Here is a 19094-nt window from a genome sequence, read left to right as displayed (position 1 = left end):
AACGTTAATAGAGGACGCTTTACTGCAAAAAATTGACCACCTGGTCTGCATCAAACGGCCAGCCCAACTCAGCGCCCGTATCTACACGTCGCAATACGGGTATGCGCAAACCATAGGCTTCAAACAACGCGTCGCTGTCCGCGATATCGATCAATTCAACCATTAGCCCATGCTCGACCAAGGGCATCAAGACCGCTTCAGCAAGCTCGCATAGATGGCAACCCAAGGTGCCGAACAGTTCACATTCGGGAGGCATAATTGATGGCCTGAATAAAATAGGCGTTCATTTTAGGAGCCTTGTTCACGCACGTCGACCCGGTTTCTGGCACCGCCAATCAGCTAACCTGCTGCGGATGACTTCACTGGCGTGTATTCATTGTCACGTGCGCCGCTTCTGACGACTACGCTTGACCCACATCCCATACGCTCAATGTCCGGACAAGGGTTTGAGCACAGCGAACGGCTGCCATTTTGGAACATTGACGCCAAATGATGATGTGTATCAGCGCCAGCAAGGCTCTATTGCTGGATGCTCGCAACTTTTTTTATTCGAACTGACAAGGAAGACTTTCGTGTTTGCCAATCTGTTAATCATCCTCGCTTCGTCACTGGTGGTGATCGCGCTATTTAGGCGCCTTCAGTTACCCCCAGTGCTGGGGTACCTGTGCGTCGGCCTGTTGGTAGGGCCGACTGCCCTGAACTGGGTCAATGACAGCCCGGATCTCCCGGATCTGGCGGAACTTGGCGTGGTGTTTTTGCTGTTCTCGCTCGGGCTGGAGTTTTCACTGCCCAAAATGTTGGCGTTACGCCGTGTGGTGTTTGGCCTCGGCAGCTTGCAGGTGATGTGCACCAGCCTCGTGCTGGGCGGGTTGTTATATGCGTTCGGCATGAGCATCAATGCCGCATTTTTGCTCGGTGCGGGGCTGGCGTTGTCGTCCACCGCCATCGTCAGTAAAGAGTTGACCAGTCTGGGAGAAATCTTCAGTCGTCACGGGCAAAACGCAATTGGCGTATTGCTGTTTCAGGACGTGGTAGCGGTACTGCTGCTGACACTGGTGCCGGTGTTCTCAGGCCACAGCGAGCAAGCCTGGTATTGGGCTTTGCCAATCACGCTGGGCAAAACCGTTATTTTGTTCGTCGGCCTGTTAATCACCAGTCGTTTGCTGTTGCCCCGCCTGTTTCATGAAGTGGCAGCGTCTCGTTCTGCCGAGCTGTTCGTGTTGCTGGCATTGGTGATTGTGCTGGTGACCGCATGGCTGACTCATTTACTGGGTTTGTCACCGGCACTGGGTGCCTTTTTGGCGGGCATGCTGCTGGGTGAAAGCCACTACCGGCATCAGATCGAAGCCGATATCCGTCCCTTCCGCGACATCTTGCTGGGCCTGTTTTTCGTCAGTATCGGCATGTTGATCGACCTGCAGCTTTTTGTTCACGACGGCTTCCTTATTCTGGCGCTGACCTTGGCGCTGTTACTGATCAAGGGCGGCGTGGTCGCGATACTGGTCAAACTGCGGGGCAGCGACGGGGAAACCGCATGGCGTAGTGGCCTGGCACTGGCCCAAGGCGGTGAATTTTGCTTCGCGCTGATGGCGCAAATGCAGCTCAACTCACTGATCCCGCCCCAAATCGCCAGTTATCTGTTGGCAGCTACGTTCTGCTCCATGCTGCTTACGCCGCTGCTGTTACGCGCCGCGCCACAAATCGCTGCAAGCCTGCATCGCAAGTCCAACGAAGAAGCCGAGCTGGAAGAAATCGCCGCACAAAGTGCCGAACTGCAAGGGCACGTAGTGATGTGCGGCTATGGCCGTGTCGGGCAATCCATCGGGCGTTTTCTGCGCAGCGAAGGTCAGGAATTTGTAGCTCTGGACTACGACCCAGATCGTATCCAGGAAGCCACCAAGGCAGAAAGCTGCGTGCATTACGGTGACGCTCGGCGAGGAGATTTATTGCGCGCTGTAGGCCTTGATCGCGCCCGCTTACTGGTGATCGCCGTGGATAACACCGAGGTGGCTATGGCAGTTCTCAAAGAGGCCCGACTGATCACCATCGACGTCCCTATTTTGGTCAGAACCCGCGACGACAGTTTGCTTCCAGAACTCAAGGCTGGCGGTGCAACCGAAGTCGTGCCGGAGCTGTTGGAGTCCAGCTTGATGCTCGCCTCCCATGCCCTAATATTGCTCGGGCTGCCGGAAAAAACCGTTCGCCAGCGGGTGGATGAAGTACGTCATGATCGCTATCACTTGCTCGAAGGCTGTTTTGAGGCACCGGACACACGTGACGTACCGGGTTTTTCCCGCGAAGCGGAGTAATTTAAGCTACTGTCTTGCCCAATTGAGTCGGCCCTGGCGAAATGCACTGAACCTTCAGCCCAGGCCTACACTCGAACCATCAATAAGCCACTCACGGAGATAATCATGGCCCGTAAAACAGCAAAGAATGCTCAAGAAATTCTAATGGCCGATTTCCAGGCGCTGGTCAGCGATACCGAGCGACTGCTGGAACACACCGCGTCGTTGGCGGGGGATCAGGCTGAAGAGCTGCGCACGCAAATCAAAGACAGCTTGTTCAAGGCCCGTGCGACGCTTGAAGAAACCAAAGAGTCCTTGCAAGAGCGCGGACAAGCCGCCGTGGTAGCTACCGAAGATTACGTGCAAGCAAACCCTTGGCAGTCCGTTGGGATTGCTGCTGGCGTAGGCTTTTTAATTGGTCTGTTGGCAACTCGGCGCTGATATGACAAACGAAGAATCCGGCTCCCCTCGTTCCTCACCGCGGCGCTTGGGTGCCGCGTTTCTGGGTCTGCTGCACAGTCATGTCGAATTGCTGGGCATCGAGCTGCAAGAGCAGAAAGCACGCACCGTTAGCCTTCTGCTGTTTGCGGGGCTGGCGCTGGTGTTTGCGTTGCTGCTGTTTATTGGGCTCTCGGCACTGGTGTTGGTGTTGGTCTGGGACAGCTACCGTCTGACCGGCATTATCGGGCTATGCATGTTTTACACCTTGGCCGCCATTTTTTGCGGCCTGCGCCTTAAAGCTGCGGTGTTCGATGACTCCTCTCCTTTCAACGCCACGCTCGAAGAGCTGGCCAAAGACCGCGAGCGCTTGCTGCCATGAACCTGCCTGAAATGCCGAAAAACGCTTCGCGACGTGAAATGCGTAAAGTGTTGATACGTCTGCGCATGGAAATGCACCGCCAAGAGATTCGTCACGAGTCCCAACAGCTGTTGCAACCTCTGCAAAAAATGCGTGGAATGACCACCAACTGGCAAGAAAACCTTGGAATCAAGCACGCACCGCTTTGGGGTGTAGGCATTGTGACCCTGCTCGGTTTTCTGACAGGCAAAGGCGCAAAAAGCAAAGGCGTCGGCGGTATGTCACGCCTGATAGGGCTAACCACCGGTTTGCTGCCATTAATCAAACTGGTTATTCAAAGCTCGTCACGCAAGCCTTAAGCCTTACGCTAACCGCTGCAACACAAAAGCCCTTGGAGCATTGCACCAAGGGCTTTTGCATTTATCCCCACTCACAGCGGGCTTAGCTGATCACTGCGCCCTTTGGGCCGCTGGCTATCAAACTGGCACCGCAAGCGGTTTTCATCCCATCAAGTGCCACAGCAATACCTTCTACGCTGTACGTGCTGCTGCCTTCTGCAATCGGGAATATACCTTTGCATAGAGGGCAACTGACATTGTGGCCGACGCCAGCAATGGGCTTACCGTTAAGATCAGTTTGAGAAAACGCCTCCAGCACCACACCGCCATGCGTGGTGGCGTCGCCCAAACGAATGATGTCTTTCATTGTGTCTGTCCTTAGTCAAAGGGATAGCGCTTGCGCACTGAAAACTATCAGTGGATCAATCTATGGGTTGAGGGTAACCAACGCGCAGATCATAGTCCGTATGCACACTCTCGTGCAGCAGATTACATCCACTTCATGGGTTCATACTCAACGCTACGGTCACTGGGCCGACGATTGTGGGGCTTGAAACCTTGAATGGCTTTCAGCCTTGAGCGTGAAACGAGAAGCTGCGTCATCTCTCACCTACGGAGCATTGAGCCTTGGATTGGCAAACCCTGATTAATCGAGAACGCCTCGAAAACCTCACCCCATCCCCGAAGAACTCAGGCGCATCCCATTCCATAAAGACCATGATTGTATACATTGCTTTTAACTGAACTCAAAGCAAACAAATACATACCGAAGAACACCTTTCAGTTTTCGCTTTAACTTACTAAAAAAAGGTGCCGTCCTCCAACGCAGACTTCAACTCACTTTTGTAATTACTCTTACTAAAACTCTCAACTTTTTTGTAAGTATTCAGTTCTTCAGGCGACTGGTATTGCTTTTCACTTGAGAACGCCTGAAAGGTATCATCATCAACCATTCTTATGTGCATTTGAAGCTCTCTTGAGTCATAGCCATAAAACTCAACAAAGCCGGAAATCTGACTTTGGCGTGCAACCATCAACGCTTCTTTGACGGGTTCATCATAGAGATAAAATGTGGCAGTAACCATGATAGCCCCACCCGACTCAGTATTATTCTTACCAAACTGCTGGTTTACATAAGGCGCAAATACAACGCCGCCATTCATATCCTTCGTTTGACCTAACCACTTACGCTCTTTAATAGCACTGATAGTTTTATTAATAGGCCCAGAGTACTCAACGCTTCGTCTATCCTTATCCAATTCAATATACTGAAAAGCTTCTGCATTAGCGATCATGGGTAAAATCGCCAATAACACGGGTAAGGCCAAACCTATAATCATCTTCACTTATTACTTCCCCTTGCCCTGTCAATCAATAATTTCTTACAAAAAAGCATCGAAATAAACATCTTCTTACTCGTTTAAAAAACTAGAAAACCATCCCGCTATCGCTTGCACTTTTCAATTCGCTTTTGTAATTACTCTTACCAAAGCTCTCAACCTTCTTATAAGTATTCAGCTCTTCAGGGGACTGATACTGCTTATCACTTGCGAAAGACTGAAAGGTATCATCACCCATCATTCTTACATGCATTTGAAGCTCTCTTGAATCATAACCGTAAAACTCAACAAAGCCGGAAATCTGACTTTGGCGTGCAACCATCAACGCTTCTTTAACTGGTTTGTCATAGAGATAAAATGTAGCCATAACCATAATGGCTCCACCTGACTCAGTATTGTTTGTACCGAAGTGCTGGTTTACATAAGGTGTAAATACAACCCCACCATTCATGTCTTTGGTTTGGCCCAGCCATTTCCGGCCTTTAATCGCATTAATTGTTTTATTAATAGGGCCAGAGTACTCAACACTTCGCCGATCCTTATCAAGCTCAACGTGCTCAAAAGTTTCTGCTGACACAACGAATGAAGAAACGAACATCAACGACGCCAATAAAATGCTTATAATCTTATCCATTTTTCCTTATCCATTTTATTAAATCACACAAACCAACCTATCAGCCAAGGCAGAATGCTATCACACAGGTAGCGATAGTAAAATCCACATATTTTCGAAACCCGAACGAAACTAATAGCTGATTAGTTACTGCGGAAAAACCTGCATGAATCACGCATCTTTGAGATTTGAGTTTATGTACCTTTATGGCAAGGACAGAACCCTACGTAAAATCCTATCAATCGATGAGGATCACTGGGGACGTTATTTGTCACGCTTCAAACACTACCTCTCAATACCCATCCCATTAAACTGCCGTGCAAGATGTATCGCATAGTTATCGGTCATGCCACTCACATAGTCGAGCACCTGCATAATGATTCCGTACTCCTTAGACAGACCGCTGGTGTTATCAAGCAGGGCAAGGTCTAATCCAAGGAGGTCAACCACCCTTCTGGTCTTTGAGTCATCAGCATGACCTTTTTTGACATAATCCAAGGCAGCCGAGCAGCTCACATTCAGCAAAGTTGAAATAGTGCTGTATGCACCAATCTCTAGCTCAACCTTACGGGGATGCTGGAAGATTTCATCACGAGCGAGACCTTTGGCGGCCTTTACACATTCACGCACGTTCTTATCACAAAGGTCTAATATACCTAACACCTTGCCTGTCATGATTTCATTATGGTTATTCATGAAAGCAGTCGCTCCCGCATCTACAAAAGCTGAGATAACTTTTCCACGAACCATAGAGAGTCTTCGGCCAACTTTCATGCCTTGAATTTCTTTGACAAGCTGATCCTTCTGATGATCACTAAGGACAAGGCATAAAATCTCAAACACCTTATCCCAGTCAAGGATACCCATCTCCACACCATCTTCTAAATCAATAATGGCATAGCAGAAGTCATCAGAGACCTCCATCAAATTAGCCAGTGGATGGCGACACCGCCAACCATCACCCAGCTTTAACAAGCCAGTCGCATCCGCTACTTCATTGAACAAACCCAACTCAGAGCAGTAGATACCATATTTACTGTGAATAGGCCTTTGCATGTTAAGAGCATCACCTGCGAGCCAAGGATACTTAATGAAAGCCCCAAGTGACGCATAGGTTAGACGCATCCCCCCTTCATAGGGATGATACTCCGACGTAGTTAGAACCCTAAACCCTTGAGCATTGCCTTCAAACCTACGCAAGTCAGTAGCTTCATTGAATGGCAATTGCTCAGCAATCTTTGCTCCAACATCATTGGAGAACCAGTGACGAATAGCTTCTTCCCCCGTATGTCCAAAGGGAGGGTTGCCAATGTCATGAGCAAGACAAGCAGTTTGGACAATATCACCAATATCAGAAGCCGAATGTTGTTCAGGGATAAGCCTTTCATTTAGAAGCTCTTGGCCTACCCTCACGCCCAGCGTCCGGCCGACACAAGCAACTTCTAAGCTATGCGTGAGTCGATTATGAACATGGTCATTAGTGGCGAGAGGATGTACCTGAGTCTTTCTTGCAAGGCGTCGGAAGGCCCCCGAGAAAATGACCTTGTCATGGTCTGAGTGGAAAGGTGAACGGCCTAGCTCAGATTTTGGAGGCCGACCGCCAAGACGGGTGTTGTTCAGCAGTTTGTCCCAACTCATACTAGTCATATCACTACCTTCAACACATGGACAAGCTCATAAATATAACTCAGCTATAAATATTTGCAATAAAGAATCAGGGATAAAGACATACGCACCAAACAGTTCATTAAGTGCTAACCATTCAAGCCCGCCTAGCATCCCGAAATACAAAAACAAACACCGCACCCAGCACACTACGCTACCCAATCCTTAAGGGTGTAATATACATACCTTTGCAAACAGGAGCATATGACTGACAAAGCCCTCCACATTCAAAAAATAGATAAAATTAGTCAGCAAATAGATTTACTGATAAAAACTTCACGCAACAATCTCACAAACTACTACCAGACAGCCCAAAAAAGAAAGGCGAAACTATGCGAATAATCGACTTTATTGCAGGCACGACTGACAGTTACGCCACACAAATGGCAAGCGAAATCACTGGCCGATCGAGCCCGTTGTACACCTTCAGCCCTGAAACAGGGCTGAATTAAATTTCGCACGACCATAGATACTTACCCCTACTTAATTACAAGAAATTCCGCATTCTCATCAACAGTATCAACGACCTGATAAAAAAGAATCTTCCTTACAATCAATCCCGCCAAACTTCCAACCAAACAAAAACTAAACCTATAGTTTAAATAGGCAACTTAATGTAGGAAAATTCACAAACAACACAAGCGCACACAAACTCCAACCTACTTTTAGCCCAAACAAAAGTACTAATTCGCCATTAAATAGCCTCTAGTCCCGCCAACAAATCGTACTCTCACGCCTTAATTAATGTAGGAAAAGTCCCATACTACGTTTGTAGGTCGTTCGCTTCGTGTGCCCGCTCATACAACTGAGCTATGGTGCGCGCTTTCTATGCGCCACCTTATGGGAATTTAATATGAGCAAAGTTTTTATTGTCGACGACCATCCCGTTATCCGCTTGGCTATTCGTATGTTGTTAGAGCATGAAGGGTATGAAATAGTCGGTGAATCCGACAATGGTGTAGATGCAATGCAAATGATCCGTGAGTGTGTACCCGATCTCATCATTCTCGACATCAGCATCCCAAAGCTTGATGGCCTGGAAGTGCTTGCACGCTTCAACGCAATGAACTCAGGCCTCAAAACACTGGTGCTCACGGCCCAGTCCCCAACCCTTTTCGCCATGCGCTGCATGCAATCAGGGGCTTCGGGATACGTGTGCAAACAAGAAGAGCTCAGTGAACTTGTCAGCGCAATCAAAGCTGTTTTTTCTGGCTATAACTATTTTCCGAGCCAGGCATTGACCCCTGAACGAAGCGACGGCACTGATGACGCAGAAATCGAATTATTTAAACTTGTCAACGACAGAGAACTCATGGTCTTACAGCTTTTTGCACAAGGAAAAACAAATAAAGAAATTGCAAAAGGTATGTTCCTCAGCAACAAAACTGTCAGCACTTACAAAAAACGACTGATGCAAAAATTAAAAGCCAATTCATTGGTTGACCTCATCGAACTCGCTAAACGAAACGCCCTGGTGTGAGAAATAGGATGCCCACGCGGTTAATGAAATATCTATCACTACTCATAGGAATTTTCCTGTGTATACCCGCCTATGCCGAGATAAACAGCACTGAAAGTTACCCACTGCTCAGCCGCTCGGGCATCTACCACTTTGAAGTACCACTGGATAAAAGCCAGCGTAACTGGTTACAAGAAAAGCGCGAATTACGAGTCGGCATCTCCGCCCCCGATTACCCTCCATTTGACATGACGACCAGCGGGCAAGATTACGAGGGATTCACTGCTGACTACATCGGCATTCTGGGTAAAGCGCTGAATCTCTCCATCAAGATTCAACGCTTCTCTTCACGAGAGGCCGTTATCAAAGCCCTTGAAGATGGCCGTATTGATGTTCTGGGTACGTCCAACGGTTTTGAAGCGGCCAACCCAAAACTTGCACTTAGCACCCCTTATGCGATCGACCAACCGGTACTGGTGACCCGAGAACGGGAAACTCGCTCTCTTACGCAAGGTCTTGCGGGCTTGCGCTTGAGCATGGTGTACCACTACCTGCCACTGGATGAGGTCAAAAGGCTCTACCCCAAAGCGATCATTCAGTCATACCCCTCCTATCAAAGCGCAATCAATTCGGTCGCCTTTGATCAAGCCGATGTGTTTTTGGGAGACACGCTGTCCACTCATTACATGATCAACAAGGGGTATTTGAAAAACATCAAAATGGCTAATTTCGGCAAGCACGAAGCCTATGGGTTCAGTTTTGCTGTACGCCGTGACAACACGCAGTTGCTCGACATCATCAATGCCGCACTGAGCGCTGTGCCAAACAATGAGCAAGACAGCATTACCCGTCGCTGGAACGCGGGTAGCGACATTTTGCTAAGCGATCAAAAACTTCAGCTCAGCGAGCGCGAAGAACGCTGGCTGGCCAAACATCCGCAGGTCAAGGTGGTGGTGAATGAAACACTGGCTCCTCTGACCTTCTTTGATACCGATGGCAATTTTCGAGGTATTACTTCAGACCTGCTTGAGCTGATCCGATTGCGTACAGGGCTGCGTTTCGAAATACAACGTTCGCGCAGCCTCAGCCAGATGATCGACATGATCAATCGACATGACACTGACATTATTCCTGCCATCAGCCCCTCAATTTCACGAGAAAACGCACTCAATTTCAGCCGTCCTTATCTCGAAAACTCCTTTGTACTGCTCACTGCCAAAGGCAATGAATCTCCCACAAGCCTTGAGCAACTGGCAGGCAAGCGGCTGGCGTTAACCGATGGTAGCCCGCTGACTGAATACCTGAGCAGCCAGTACCCCAACATCACGCTCGTCAAAGCTGACGATATTTATCAGGCCACCGAACTGTTGGCTGAAGGCAAAGCAGACGGTGCGGTTAATACATTGGTCATCGCCAACTATCTGCTGTCCTCTCAGCTCTTCCAGGACCGCTTGCAAATCAGCGCAACGATAGGCACGCAACCGGCAACCTTTTCACTGGCCACTGCACGCAACGCCACCGAACTAAGCTCCATCCTCAACAAAGCGCTGCTCAGCATTTCGCCAGACGAACTGGGCATCATCAACAGTCGCTGGCGCGGCTACGTCCCGGCCTCGGACAGTTACTGGCGCAATTATCATCGCCTGATTTACCAAGTCATTATCGGCACCAGCTTATTGCTGCTGCTGTCGCTGGTTTGGAATGCCTACATGCGTCGGCAAATACAACAACGAAAAATGGCCGAGCGAGCCCTGAGTGATCAGTTTGAGTTTATGCGTGCCATGCTTAATGGCACACCGCATCCAATTTATGTAAGGGATCGCCAAGGCGTCCTGCAAACCTGTAACGACAGCTACCTCAAGGCTTTTTCAGCGCGACGCGAAGATGTCATTGGTAAAACAGTGATGCAAACCAGCAGCATTCTGAGCAATGTGCACGAGGCTCATGATTACGAGGCGGACTACATGCGCGTAATTCGTGAAGGGACGCCTTTAATCACAGATCGCATGCTGCACATCGGGACTCAGGCCCTCACCATTTACCACTGGATCCTCCCGTACCGGGACTCGCTGGGGGAGGTGCAAGGCATTATTGGTGGCTGGATTGATATCAGCGAACGCCATCAACTGATGGATGAGTTGCGCACGGCCAAAGAGTTGGCCGATGACGCTAATCGCGCCAAAAGCACATTTTTGGCAACCATGAGCCATGAAATTCGCACCCCAATGAACGCCGTTATTGGCCTGTTGGAACTCACCCTCAAACGTGCCGATCAAGGCCACCTGGATCGACCCTCCATTGAGGTGGCCTACGATTCAGCCAAAGACCTGCTTGAGCTGATAGGCGACATTTTGGACATTGCCCGTATTGAGTCTGGCCGTCTCAACCTGTCTCCTGAGCGCGTGAACTTGCAGGGCATGGCCAATTCGGTCATTCGTGTTTTTGATGGGCTGGCCCGCCAAAAAAACCTGGCTCTGTCATTAGAGTTCAACGCACAAAGCCCTGCTCCAGACGTGTTGATCGACCCCATACGCTTAAAGCAAATTCTGACCAACTTGATCAGTAATGCGATCAAGTTCACTGAAAACGGCCACGTCACTCTGACGTTAAACCTGCGTCCCACTGACGACCCACAACGGGTCGAGCTCCAGGTCAGTGTTCAAGACACAGGAATTGGCATCAGCGAGAGCGATCAAGCCCGTTTGTTCGAACCCTTTGCACAGGTTGAAAATACCGGTCAACTTGCACTCAGCGGCGCAGGCCTGGGCCTGGTGATCTGTCGCAGCTTGTGCGAAATGATGGGCGGCACCCTGAGCCTGACCAGCCAACCCGAGGTTGGAACACTCGTACAGATCACACTCAATATGCCTTCATTGGCGCCCTGCTTTGTCCACGCTAATCAAGCCCCCGACATTACGCCCTCCGCTTATCCACTCAATGTACTGGTGGTCGATGATCACCCCGCCAATCGCTTATTGATGTGCCAGCAACTGAGCTTTTTAGGGCACTGTTTTACCACTGCCAATAACGGCGCGGCAGGGTTTAAGGCATGGATAGACGGCGAGTTTGATCTGGTAATTGCGGACTGCAATATGCCGGTTATGAACGGCTATGACTTGACCAAAGCTATCCGCCAACATGAACAGACCACACAACAACAGCCCTGTACGGTGCTGGGCTTTACTGCCAATGCTCAACCTGAAGAGCGCCAGCGCTGCAAACAGGCTGGCATGGATGACTGCCTGTTCAAACCCATTAGCCTCACACTCTTGAGTCAGCGTTTAACTGACCTTAGTCCCCGCGCCTCGTCCAATGCGGTATTGAATATTGAAGCCGTTTACGCACTGTCAGGGCGCGATGAGGCCCGTATTAAACGCCTGCTTGAAGAGCTGTTGCGCAGCAGTCAGGAGGATTCGAAGGCGCTGCACGCCATGCAAACCAATGACAACTTGCAGCCCTTTTTCGATCTTGCACACAGGATAAAAGGGGCCGCACGCATAGTCGGCGCACAAGCACTGATCGACAGCTGCGAAGCAGTAGAACACGCCGATGAGTCAACGCTCGAAAACGAGCTGAACCAGTTGAAACACAGCATGGAGTCGTTCGAGAAGGCATTAATGGCACACATTTTAAAACTCTCGGGGAACCCCTAACTTGTCAGCGCTACCATTGGGTCAATAAAAGCGCAGAGAGCAATCGCTATGGCTATGCTGGTTAACAGCCTGTCCTTTGCGGAGCCCACCTCATGCGTAACACTGCGCCCACCAAGAAGCGCCGGTTGCCACTGCATGTACACATTTGCGCTGTGTTCACTTTTTTATTGATCGTGATGAGCACAGTGCTGGGTATTTTTAACTATCAGCAAAACACCCGAATCATTCTCAGCAGCAGCGAGCATCTGTTCGAGCAAATTGAGCGGGATGTGCATCTTGACCTAAAAAACACCTATCAGCCGATAAGGCATGCGCTTAACTTGCTGGCGCTCAACCCCAACGCTCAACGCCCAACACTTGACCAGCGCATGCCTCTGCTTGAGGCATTTGTACAAACACTTAAAGACAACCGCGCGCTTGACGCGCTCTACGCAGGTGATACCCAAGGAAGTTTTTTTCTGGTTCGCCCACTGAGCAGTGACGCTGTAAAAAACCGCCGAAAAGCCCCACAGAAAGCGGCTTATGAAGTGTGGTTAATTGATCGTTCAAACCCATCCGGGGCAGTCCACTCAAATCACCTGTTTCTGGATGACTCACTCACACTGATCGAGCAACGAGAAACCCCTGACGAGACTTACGATCCCCGAAAACGCGACTGGTTTATCGGTACCGACGAAAATTCGGATGAAAACACCACTGCGCCTTATTTATTTTTTTCGACCCGAGAAGTAGGCAGTACGCTGACCCGCCGCAGCTCTGCAACAACCATTATCGGGGCCGACCTGACCCTCTCTCAGTTATCGAACACACTGGCCAAACACCAAGTCACGCCCCACACAGAAATTGTGTTGTTCAATGAGCGGGGCGAAGCCTTGGCATACCCCGATTACAGCCGTTTATTAGCCAAAGAAGAGTCTGCGCAACTGATCAAGGTCGCAGAACTCAGCCCGATACTTAATCAGCTTCTCGAACAAGGGCCCAACGCCAAGCACCCACTGGATGACGGTCAACGCCAGTGGATAGTGTCACTTAGCAAAATGGACGCGGGCGGCCTTAAAGGCTTGCAGCTCGCGTTGCTGGTGCCCGAAGACGAGCTGCTGGCCGAGGCTTACGCGCTTCGCTGGAAAGGCGTGCTGGTGACATTGATCACACTGTTGTTGTGCTTGCCCTTGGGTTGGCTGACCTCAAGGTTACTGACCAAACCCTTAAAAGCGCTGGTGCAAGAGGCGGACGCCATTCGTCGCTTTGACTTCAATTACCCCATCAGCCAGCACTCGCCGGTGCTGGAAATCGATCAATTAGCCGCGTCCATGCAACGCATGAAAGCCACTCTGGGCAGTTTTTTTGAGATCACCGCCAGCCTCTCTGCCCACACCCGCTTTGAACCCCTACTGCAATCAGTGTTGTTCGAAACCCTAAAAATTGGCCAGGCACAGGCGGGGCTCATCTACCTCACCGAAAGTGAAAGCGCTCATCTGGAGCTCAAGGGGCTGATCATCAATGATGAGCCCCGAAATCTGACCGAAACTCCCGGCCTGCTACTAAAGTCTCAAAACTCATCAAGCCCCGAATGGTTGCGTTTGCTCAACGAAGGACATAACAGCGTGGTTCGCACGCTCAGTTATGAACAAGCCCAAGATCTGCAGCCAGTAATGCGCGAACTCGACAGCCAAAGTATTCATGTGATCGGTATTCGCCTGCATAACCGCCATAACGAAACCGTTGGCGTACTGGTATTGGTGATAAACAACGACTACTCCAGCGATGAACAGGAACACCTGCAAACCGACCGAATAGCCTTTATAAAAGCCGTATCAGGCGCGGCAGCCGTCTCTATCGAAAGTCAGCGCCTGCAAGCGCGGCAAAAACAACTGTTGGATGCCTTCATTCAGTTGCTGGCCGGAGCGATTGACGCCAAAAGCCCCTACACCGGCAGTCATTGCCAACGCGTCCCGGCCTTGACCCTGATGCTGGCCCAAGCGGCGGCGGCGAGCCAACTGCCGCCCTTCGAGGCTTACAAACCTTCGGATGAACAATGGGAAGCGCTGCACATCGCAGCCTGGTTGCATGACTGCGGCAAAGTCACCACCCCCGAATATGTGGTCGACAAGGCCACCAAACTCGAAACTCTCTACGACCGAATTCACGAAATCCGCACCCGGTTTGAAGTCCTTAAGCGCGATGTCTGGGTGCAATACTGGCAAGCGCGTGCAATGGGCGAAGACGAGCAGCAGCTCAATGAACAGCGCGAAGCCCGTCTAGCTGAACTCGATGATGATTTTGCCTTTGTCGCCCGCAGCAACGTGGGCGGTGAGGCGATGGCAGATGCCGACCTGGAACGGTTGAAAACCATTGCCCTGCGCACCTGGACCCGAACACTGGACGACAGGTTGGGCGTGTCTTGGGAGGAAAACAAACGCCAAGCTACTAGCCCGGCATGCAACCTGCCAGTGACCGAATCACTATTGGCTGACAAGCCTGAGCATCTGCATACAAGGCCTGAGTCAGAACTGATTGCCCCCGACAATCCGTGGGGGTTCCAGCTGGATGTGCCGCAGTACAAGTTCAACCGCGGCGAACTGTACAACTTGAGTACAACCCGCGGCACCTTGACCCGCGAAGAGCGTTACATCATCAACAATCACATCGTGCAGACCATCATCATGCTCACGCGCCTACCCTTCCCCAGTTACTTGGGCAACATTGCGGAGATCGCCGGGGGGCATCACGAGAAAATGGACGGCACCGGCTATCCCAAACGCCTCAAGCGCGAACAAATGAGCCTTGAGGCCCGAATGATGGCCATAGCGGACATTTTCGAAGCCTTGACTGCCTCAGATCGCCCTTATAAACGCGGCAAGACCTTAAGCGAAGCGCTGAACATCATGGCCTCCATGTGCCACGATGCTCACATTGACCCGCAACTGTTCGAGCTGTTTATCGACCAACAGCTTTATCTGGAATACGCGCAACGCTTTCTTGAGCCTCAGCAAATTGACCCCGTTGATGTTCAAGCACTCAAACTCAAGGCCGGGCTAAGCGGCTAACGCGATTAGCAGTCGCTCAAACGCAAAAAGATCGCGACCAACGCTTCAACGCCTTGCTGATCCTGCTCGCTAAACCGACCCACGCTTGGGCTGTCCAGATCGAGCACGCCGATCAGCCGGCCGTCCTTGATCAACGGTACAACCAGTTCGCTGTTAGAGGCACTGTCGCAAGCAATATGGCCCGCGAACGTATGAACGTCTTCAACCCGCTGGGTTTCACGGCTCTTGGCCGCAGCCCCACATACCCCGCGACCAAACGGGATACGCACACACGCGATCTGCCCTTGAAAAGGCCCCAACACCAGCTCTTCATTGCGATTAAGGTAAAAGCCTGCCCAATTCAGGTCTTCCAATTGATGGAAAAGAAAGGCCGAAAACTGCGATGCGTTGGCAATAAAATCACGCTCGTCCGCCAGCAAGGACTCCAACTGCGCCTGCAACAAGGTGTATCCATCCAGGCCTGCACCTGTGGCGTTTAAATCAATCATGCGGTTGCTCCAATAATTTCAATCCAACCCAATAGCGCGCGAACTGATAAGCACAACGGCCATTGCGATTGCCGCGCCCGGTCGCCCAGCGCACGGCCAAAATATCCAACGCCTCATCGCGAGCCCACTGCAAACCAGCCTTGTCAGCCAAGACACCGATCCAGTGCTCCACCACGTTGAGGAAGTGCTCTTGAGTAAACGGATAAAACGACAACCAAAGCCCAAAGCGATCTGACAAAGCAATTTTGTCTTCCACCGCCTCGCTGGGATGCAGTTCACCATCCACCCGCTTCCAGTTTTCGTTATCGCTCTCTTTCTCGGGCACCAAATGTCGACGGTTCGAGGTGGCGTAGAGCAAGACGTTGTCCGGCGCTTGTTCAAGCGAGCCATCAAGCACGCTTTTCAGGACGCGGTAGTCACCTTCGCCCGCTTCAAACGACAAATCATCGCAAAACAATACAAACCGTTGCTCCAGCCCCTGTAATTGCTCGACCACGCGAGGTAAGTCCGCCAAGTGATCGCGTTCAATCTCGATCAAACGCAAGCCTGAGGCGCCGTATTCAGTGAGCAGAGCCCGCACCAATGAAGACTTGCCTGTGCCGCGCGAGCCCCACAGCAACGCATGGTTGGCCGGTAAACCATCGAGAAACTGTTTAGTATTACGCCCCAGTTGATCGCGCTGAGTGTCGACGCCTATCAGGTCCGTAAGACGCGTCTCAAGGCTAACCTCCAGCGGCATCAAATACCCCGAGCGGCCTTCGCGCTGCCAACGTGCTGCCAAACACTGCCGCCAATCAATCGACTGGCGAAGCGCAGGCAACAAGGGCTCCAAACGCTCAAGGACAGCTTCGGCCCGCTCGAGAAAGGCATTCAGTTTAGAATCCACAACATTTCCTCAGACTGATACACAGATGGCACGTTGACGTGACGGGCATTGAATACCCTCTCACGTTGTGACGCATACGGATTACGAGCAAAACCGCAGCAATACCTGCCAGTTAACCCGCCAATCAACTACTCTTGCCCGCCGAAAGGGAATGGAAACAGGTGCAGCACCCTATGGATATCAAATTCACCCATCGCCTGTCTTTCAAACAAGCGCGACTGACTGTGCTGGTCGGTTTTGTGCTCGGCACGCTATTGAGTCTGTTACAAATCGGCATCGATTATGCCAGTGAAAACGCTGCCATCAATCGCGAAATCCAATCCCTTTTGGATATCAGCCACAACCCGGCATCACGCATCGCCTACAACCTCGACTCTGAACTCGCACAAGAGCTGGTGCTGGGGCTGCTCCGCGCTCCCGCCATTACAGGCGCGCAACTCAGCGACAACGATAAAACCACCCTGGCCTCAGTGCGTGATCAACCTGAGGGGGGGCGTTACAGAACCTTGAGCGATTGTTTGTTCGGCGCATCGCGCACCTTTGATGACCGTCTGTATTTCGGCCATATGCCGGAACAAACCGTGGGCGTTTTACACCTTGAAGTCGACACCTACCCCTTCGGCAGCCGTTTCTTGCACCGCGCAGAAATCACCCTGCTCACAGGGTTTGCCCGCAGCCTGATACTGACCTTCATCCTGCTGGGTCTGTTTTACGTGATGCTCACCAAACCGCTGGTGCGCGTTATTCGTGAACTCAGCAGCAGCAAGCCCGGAGCCCCCACGCAGGCGCGCATACAGTGTCCGCCAGGTCATGAAGACGACGAAATTGGTGTATTGGTCAACGCTGCCAATCAACAATTTGATGCCGTGGCACGCGAAATAGAGCAGCGCCGAAACGCTGAAAACCGACTCACCGAGTATTTATCGCAACTGGAGAGCATTGTTTCAGCGCGCACGCAGGAGCTTGAAGCGATCAATGCGCGGCTCAGCCAATCCAATGAAGAACTAGAAACCGCGCGCAGCACGGCCCTCGAAATGGCTCAGGCCCGGGCGGCGTTTTTGGCCAACATGAGCCACGAAATACGCACGCCGTTAAATGGTTTGCTGGGCATGCTGGCGCTGTGTCTGGACAGCCCACTGAATGCAGAACAACATCAGCAACTGTCGATTGCCCACGACTCGGGCAAGGTGCTGGTCGAACTGCTCAATGACATCCTCGACTTGTCAAAATTTGACGCCGGGCAGTTGGAGCTCGAACACATTGCCTTCGATCTTGGCGCACTGATTGAAGACACCGCCAACCTGCTGTCACAGAACGCGGCCCCCAGCGTGGAGCTGACTTGCCTGATTGACCCGCAATTTCCGGCCCTCGTGCTCGGCGATCCCACCAGAGTTCGGCAAATTGTCAGCAACCTGCTGTCCAACGCATTGAAGTTCACTCGATTCGGCCGTGTCGATGTGCGCCTCAGCGCGCAAGGCGATCAGGTGCGCATAGAAGTCTGCGACACAGGCATCGGTATTGCCCAAGAGGCGCAAGCAAGAATCTTCCGCCCCTTCACCCAGGCCGGAGCGGGCATCACCCGCCAGTTTGGTGGCACCGGGCTCGGGCTAGCACTCACGTACAGCTTGTGCGAGGCCATGCAGGGCCGCTTGACCATCAGTTCAGAAGTCGGTTTTGGCAGTCAGTTTTGTGCCGAACTGCCCTTGCCCTGCCATACCCCAGCAATCACACCCATACCACTTAAAGGGAAAGTAATCGCCGTGAGCGCTGCCAGCAGCGGTCTAGCCGAATTGCTTGCCAACCTCTTGCCGCTTTGGGGGCTGGATTACAAACGTTACACCCTTGACGACTCATTGGCCGGAACAAACCCCGACCTGCTGATTACAGACTGCCCAGAATGCTTGTTTGGTCTGCGGCCCAGCATTAGCGCACCCATTATTTTGGTCACCGCCTACGGCAACTTCATGCCCAGCGATCAAGTCAGCGCGCTAGCGCCGCTGCAACAAAAAGCCCGCCCACTGTCACGGCACGCCTTGTACCAAACCTTGCAACGGTTGTTACACATCGATGACGACAACAGCCAAAACGTCGAAGCCCACAACGCGCCCGTTTTGGGCCGGGCGCGAATCTTGTTGGTCGAAGACAACCCAGTCAACCAACTGGTGGCCAAGGGCATGCTGAACAAACTGGGGTGTGATGTCGTCGTCGCGGCTCACGGCGGCGAAGCCCTGAGCCAATTGGAGGGTAGTCTTTTTGATCTGGTGCTGATGGATTGCAACATGCCGGTCATGGATGGCTACGAAGCCAGCCGACAAATTCGTCACAGGGGTCATTGGCCTGATCTACCAATCGTGGCTTTAACCGCCAATGCCATGCCCGAAGAGCGCGAACGGTGTCGTGCGGCGGGCATGAACGACTATCTGGCCAAACCATTTCGTCGAGAAGAACTGGCGGCGCTGCTCGACACCTGGGTGCCAGCCAAAACCTAGGGGCTTCTCACCGCCGCATACTCGGGCAC

General features: G+C 51.6%; 15 protein-coding genes and 1 pseudogene. 9 read left to right on the top strand and 7 right to left on the bottom strand.

From position 1 onward, the window contains the following. Positions 1-19: 19 nt before the first annotated feature. Positions 20-256, bottom strand: coding sequence for a glutaredoxin family protein (locus tag ACZRJQ_RS07410; RefSeq protein WP_463977721.1), 237 nt, complete (start codon positions 254-256; stop codon positions 20-22). Between the two features lie 316 nt (positions 257-572). Between ACZRJQ_RS07410 and ACZRJQ_RS07405 the strand changes: the two genes are divergently transcribed. The 4 genes from ACZRJQ_RS07405 (at position 573) to ACZRJQ_RS07390 (ending at position 3446) form a co-directional block, all read left to right on the top strand. Continuing rightward, a complete protein-coding gene (locus ACZRJQ_RS07405) occupies positions 573-2309 on the top strand; it encodes a cation:proton antiporter (RefSeq protein ID WP_463977720.1) in 1737 nt (578 codons plus the stop codon). A 105-nt stretch (positions 2310-2414) separates the two neighbouring features. Further along, positions 2415-2729 (top strand): ElaB/YgaM/YqjD family protein, encoded by a 315-nt coding sequence (locus ACZRJQ_RS07400; RefSeq protein WP_463977719.1) that lies wholly within the window; start codon positions 2415-2417, stop codon positions 2727-2729. Position 2730: 1 nt separating this feature from the next. Next, positions 2731-3108 carry a phage holin family protein gene (locus ACZRJQ_RS07395; protein ID WP_463977718.1) on the top strand — a complete coding sequence of 126 codons (378 nt, stop codon included), beginning with the start codon at positions 2731-2733 and terminating at the stop codon, positions 3106-3108. Next, the gene (locus tag ACZRJQ_RS07390; RefSeq protein ID WP_463977717.1) at positions 3105-3446 is read left to right on the top strand and encodes a hypothetical protein; all 342 of its coding nucleotides are present in this window, start codon (positions 3105-3107) and stop codon (positions 3444-3446) included. Before ACZRJQ_RS07395 ends, ACZRJQ_RS07390 begins: the two co-directional genes overlap by 4 nt. A gap of 82 nt (positions 3447-3528) precedes the next feature. On the opposite strand, the gene ACZRJQ_RS07385 is transcribed toward ACZRJQ_RS07390, so the two are convergent. The 4 genes from ACZRJQ_RS07385 to ACZRJQ_RS07370 form a co-directional block, all read right to left on the bottom strand. Beyond that, on the bottom strand, positions 3529-3792 hold the full coding sequence (locus ACZRJQ_RS07385; protein WP_463977716.1) for a PAAR domain-containing protein: 264 nt from the start codon (positions 3790-3792) through the stop codon (positions 3529-3531). Positions 3793-4225: 433 nt separating this feature from the next. Beyond that, positions 4226-4771, bottom strand: a complete 546-nt coding sequence (locus ACZRJQ_RS07380) for a hypothetical protein (protein WP_463977715.1) — start codon at positions 4769-4771, stop codon at positions 4226-4228. A gap of 82 nt (positions 4772-4853) precedes the next feature. Beyond that, positions 4854-5399 carry a hypothetical protein gene (locus ACZRJQ_RS07375; RefSeq protein ID WP_463977714.1) on the bottom strand — a complete coding sequence of 182 codons (546 nt, stop codon included), beginning with the start codon at positions 5397-5399 and terminating at the stop codon, positions 4854-4856. Between the two features lie 264 nt (positions 5400-5663). Then, the gene (locus ACZRJQ_RS07370) at positions 5664-7025 is read right to left on the bottom strand and encodes a deoxyguanosinetriphosphate triphosphohydrolase (protein ID WP_463977713.1); all 1362 of its coding nucleotides are present in this window, start codon (positions 7023-7025) and stop codon (positions 5664-5666) included. Positions 7026-7375: 350 nt separating this feature from the next. On the opposite strand from ACZRJQ_RS07370, the pseudogene ACZRJQ_RS07365 reads away from it, so the two are divergent. The 4 genes and pseudogenes from ACZRJQ_RS07365 to ACZRJQ_RS07350 all read left to right on the top strand — a co-directional run. Continuing rightward, positions 7376-7495, top strand: a pseudogene (locus tag ACZRJQ_RS07365) (hypothetical protein); the annotation flags it as partial. A gap of 401 nt (positions 7496-7896) precedes the next feature. Then, positions 7897-8523, top strand: a complete 627-nt coding sequence (locus ACZRJQ_RS07360; RefSeq protein ID WP_463977712.1) for a response regulator — start codon at positions 7897-7899, stop codon at positions 8521-8523. Between the two features lie 8 nt (positions 8524-8531). Continuing rightward, a complete protein-coding gene (locus ACZRJQ_RS07355; RefSeq protein WP_463977711.1) occupies positions 8532-12155 on the top strand; it encodes a transporter substrate-binding domain-containing protein in 3624 nt (1207 codons plus the stop codon). A 92-nt stretch (positions 12156-12247) separates the two neighbouring features. Then, a complete protein-coding gene (locus ACZRJQ_RS07350) occupies positions 12248-15202 on the top strand; it encodes an HD domain-containing phosphohydrolase (protein ID WP_463977710.1) in 2955 nt (984 codons plus the stop codon). A 5-nt stretch (positions 15203-15207) separates the two neighbouring features. On the opposite strand, the gene ACZRJQ_RS07345 is transcribed toward ACZRJQ_RS07350, so the two are convergent. Together ACZRJQ_RS07345 and ACZRJQ_RS07340 are read right to left on the bottom strand one after the other, a co-directional pair. Continuing rightward, positions 15208-15690 (bottom strand): GAF domain-containing protein, encoded by a 483-nt coding sequence (locus tag ACZRJQ_RS07345; protein WP_463977709.1) that lies wholly within the window; start codon positions 15688-15690, stop codon positions 15208-15210. Next, positions 15683-16576, bottom strand: a complete 894-nt coding sequence (locus tag ACZRJQ_RS07340; RefSeq protein WP_463977708.1) for an ATP-binding protein — start codon at positions 16574-16576, stop codon at positions 15683-15685. The genes ACZRJQ_RS07345 and ACZRJQ_RS07340 overlap by 8 nt, the downstream gene beginning before the upstream one ends. 173 nt (positions 16577-16749) lie before the next feature. Here ACZRJQ_RS07340 and ACZRJQ_RS07335 point away from each other — a divergent pair, with 173 nt between their 5' ends. Next, positions 16750-19065, top strand: coding sequence for an ATP-binding protein (locus ACZRJQ_RS07335; protein WP_463977707.1), 2316 nt, complete (start codon positions 16750-16752; stop codon positions 19063-19065). The last annotated feature ends 29 nt before the right edge of the window (positions 19066-19094 follow it).

The organism is Pseudomonas sp. E315 (assembly GCF_055406205.1).
Note: the sequence above shows the minus strand (reverse complement) of the source record. Positions and strands in the feature narration are given on the sequence as shown.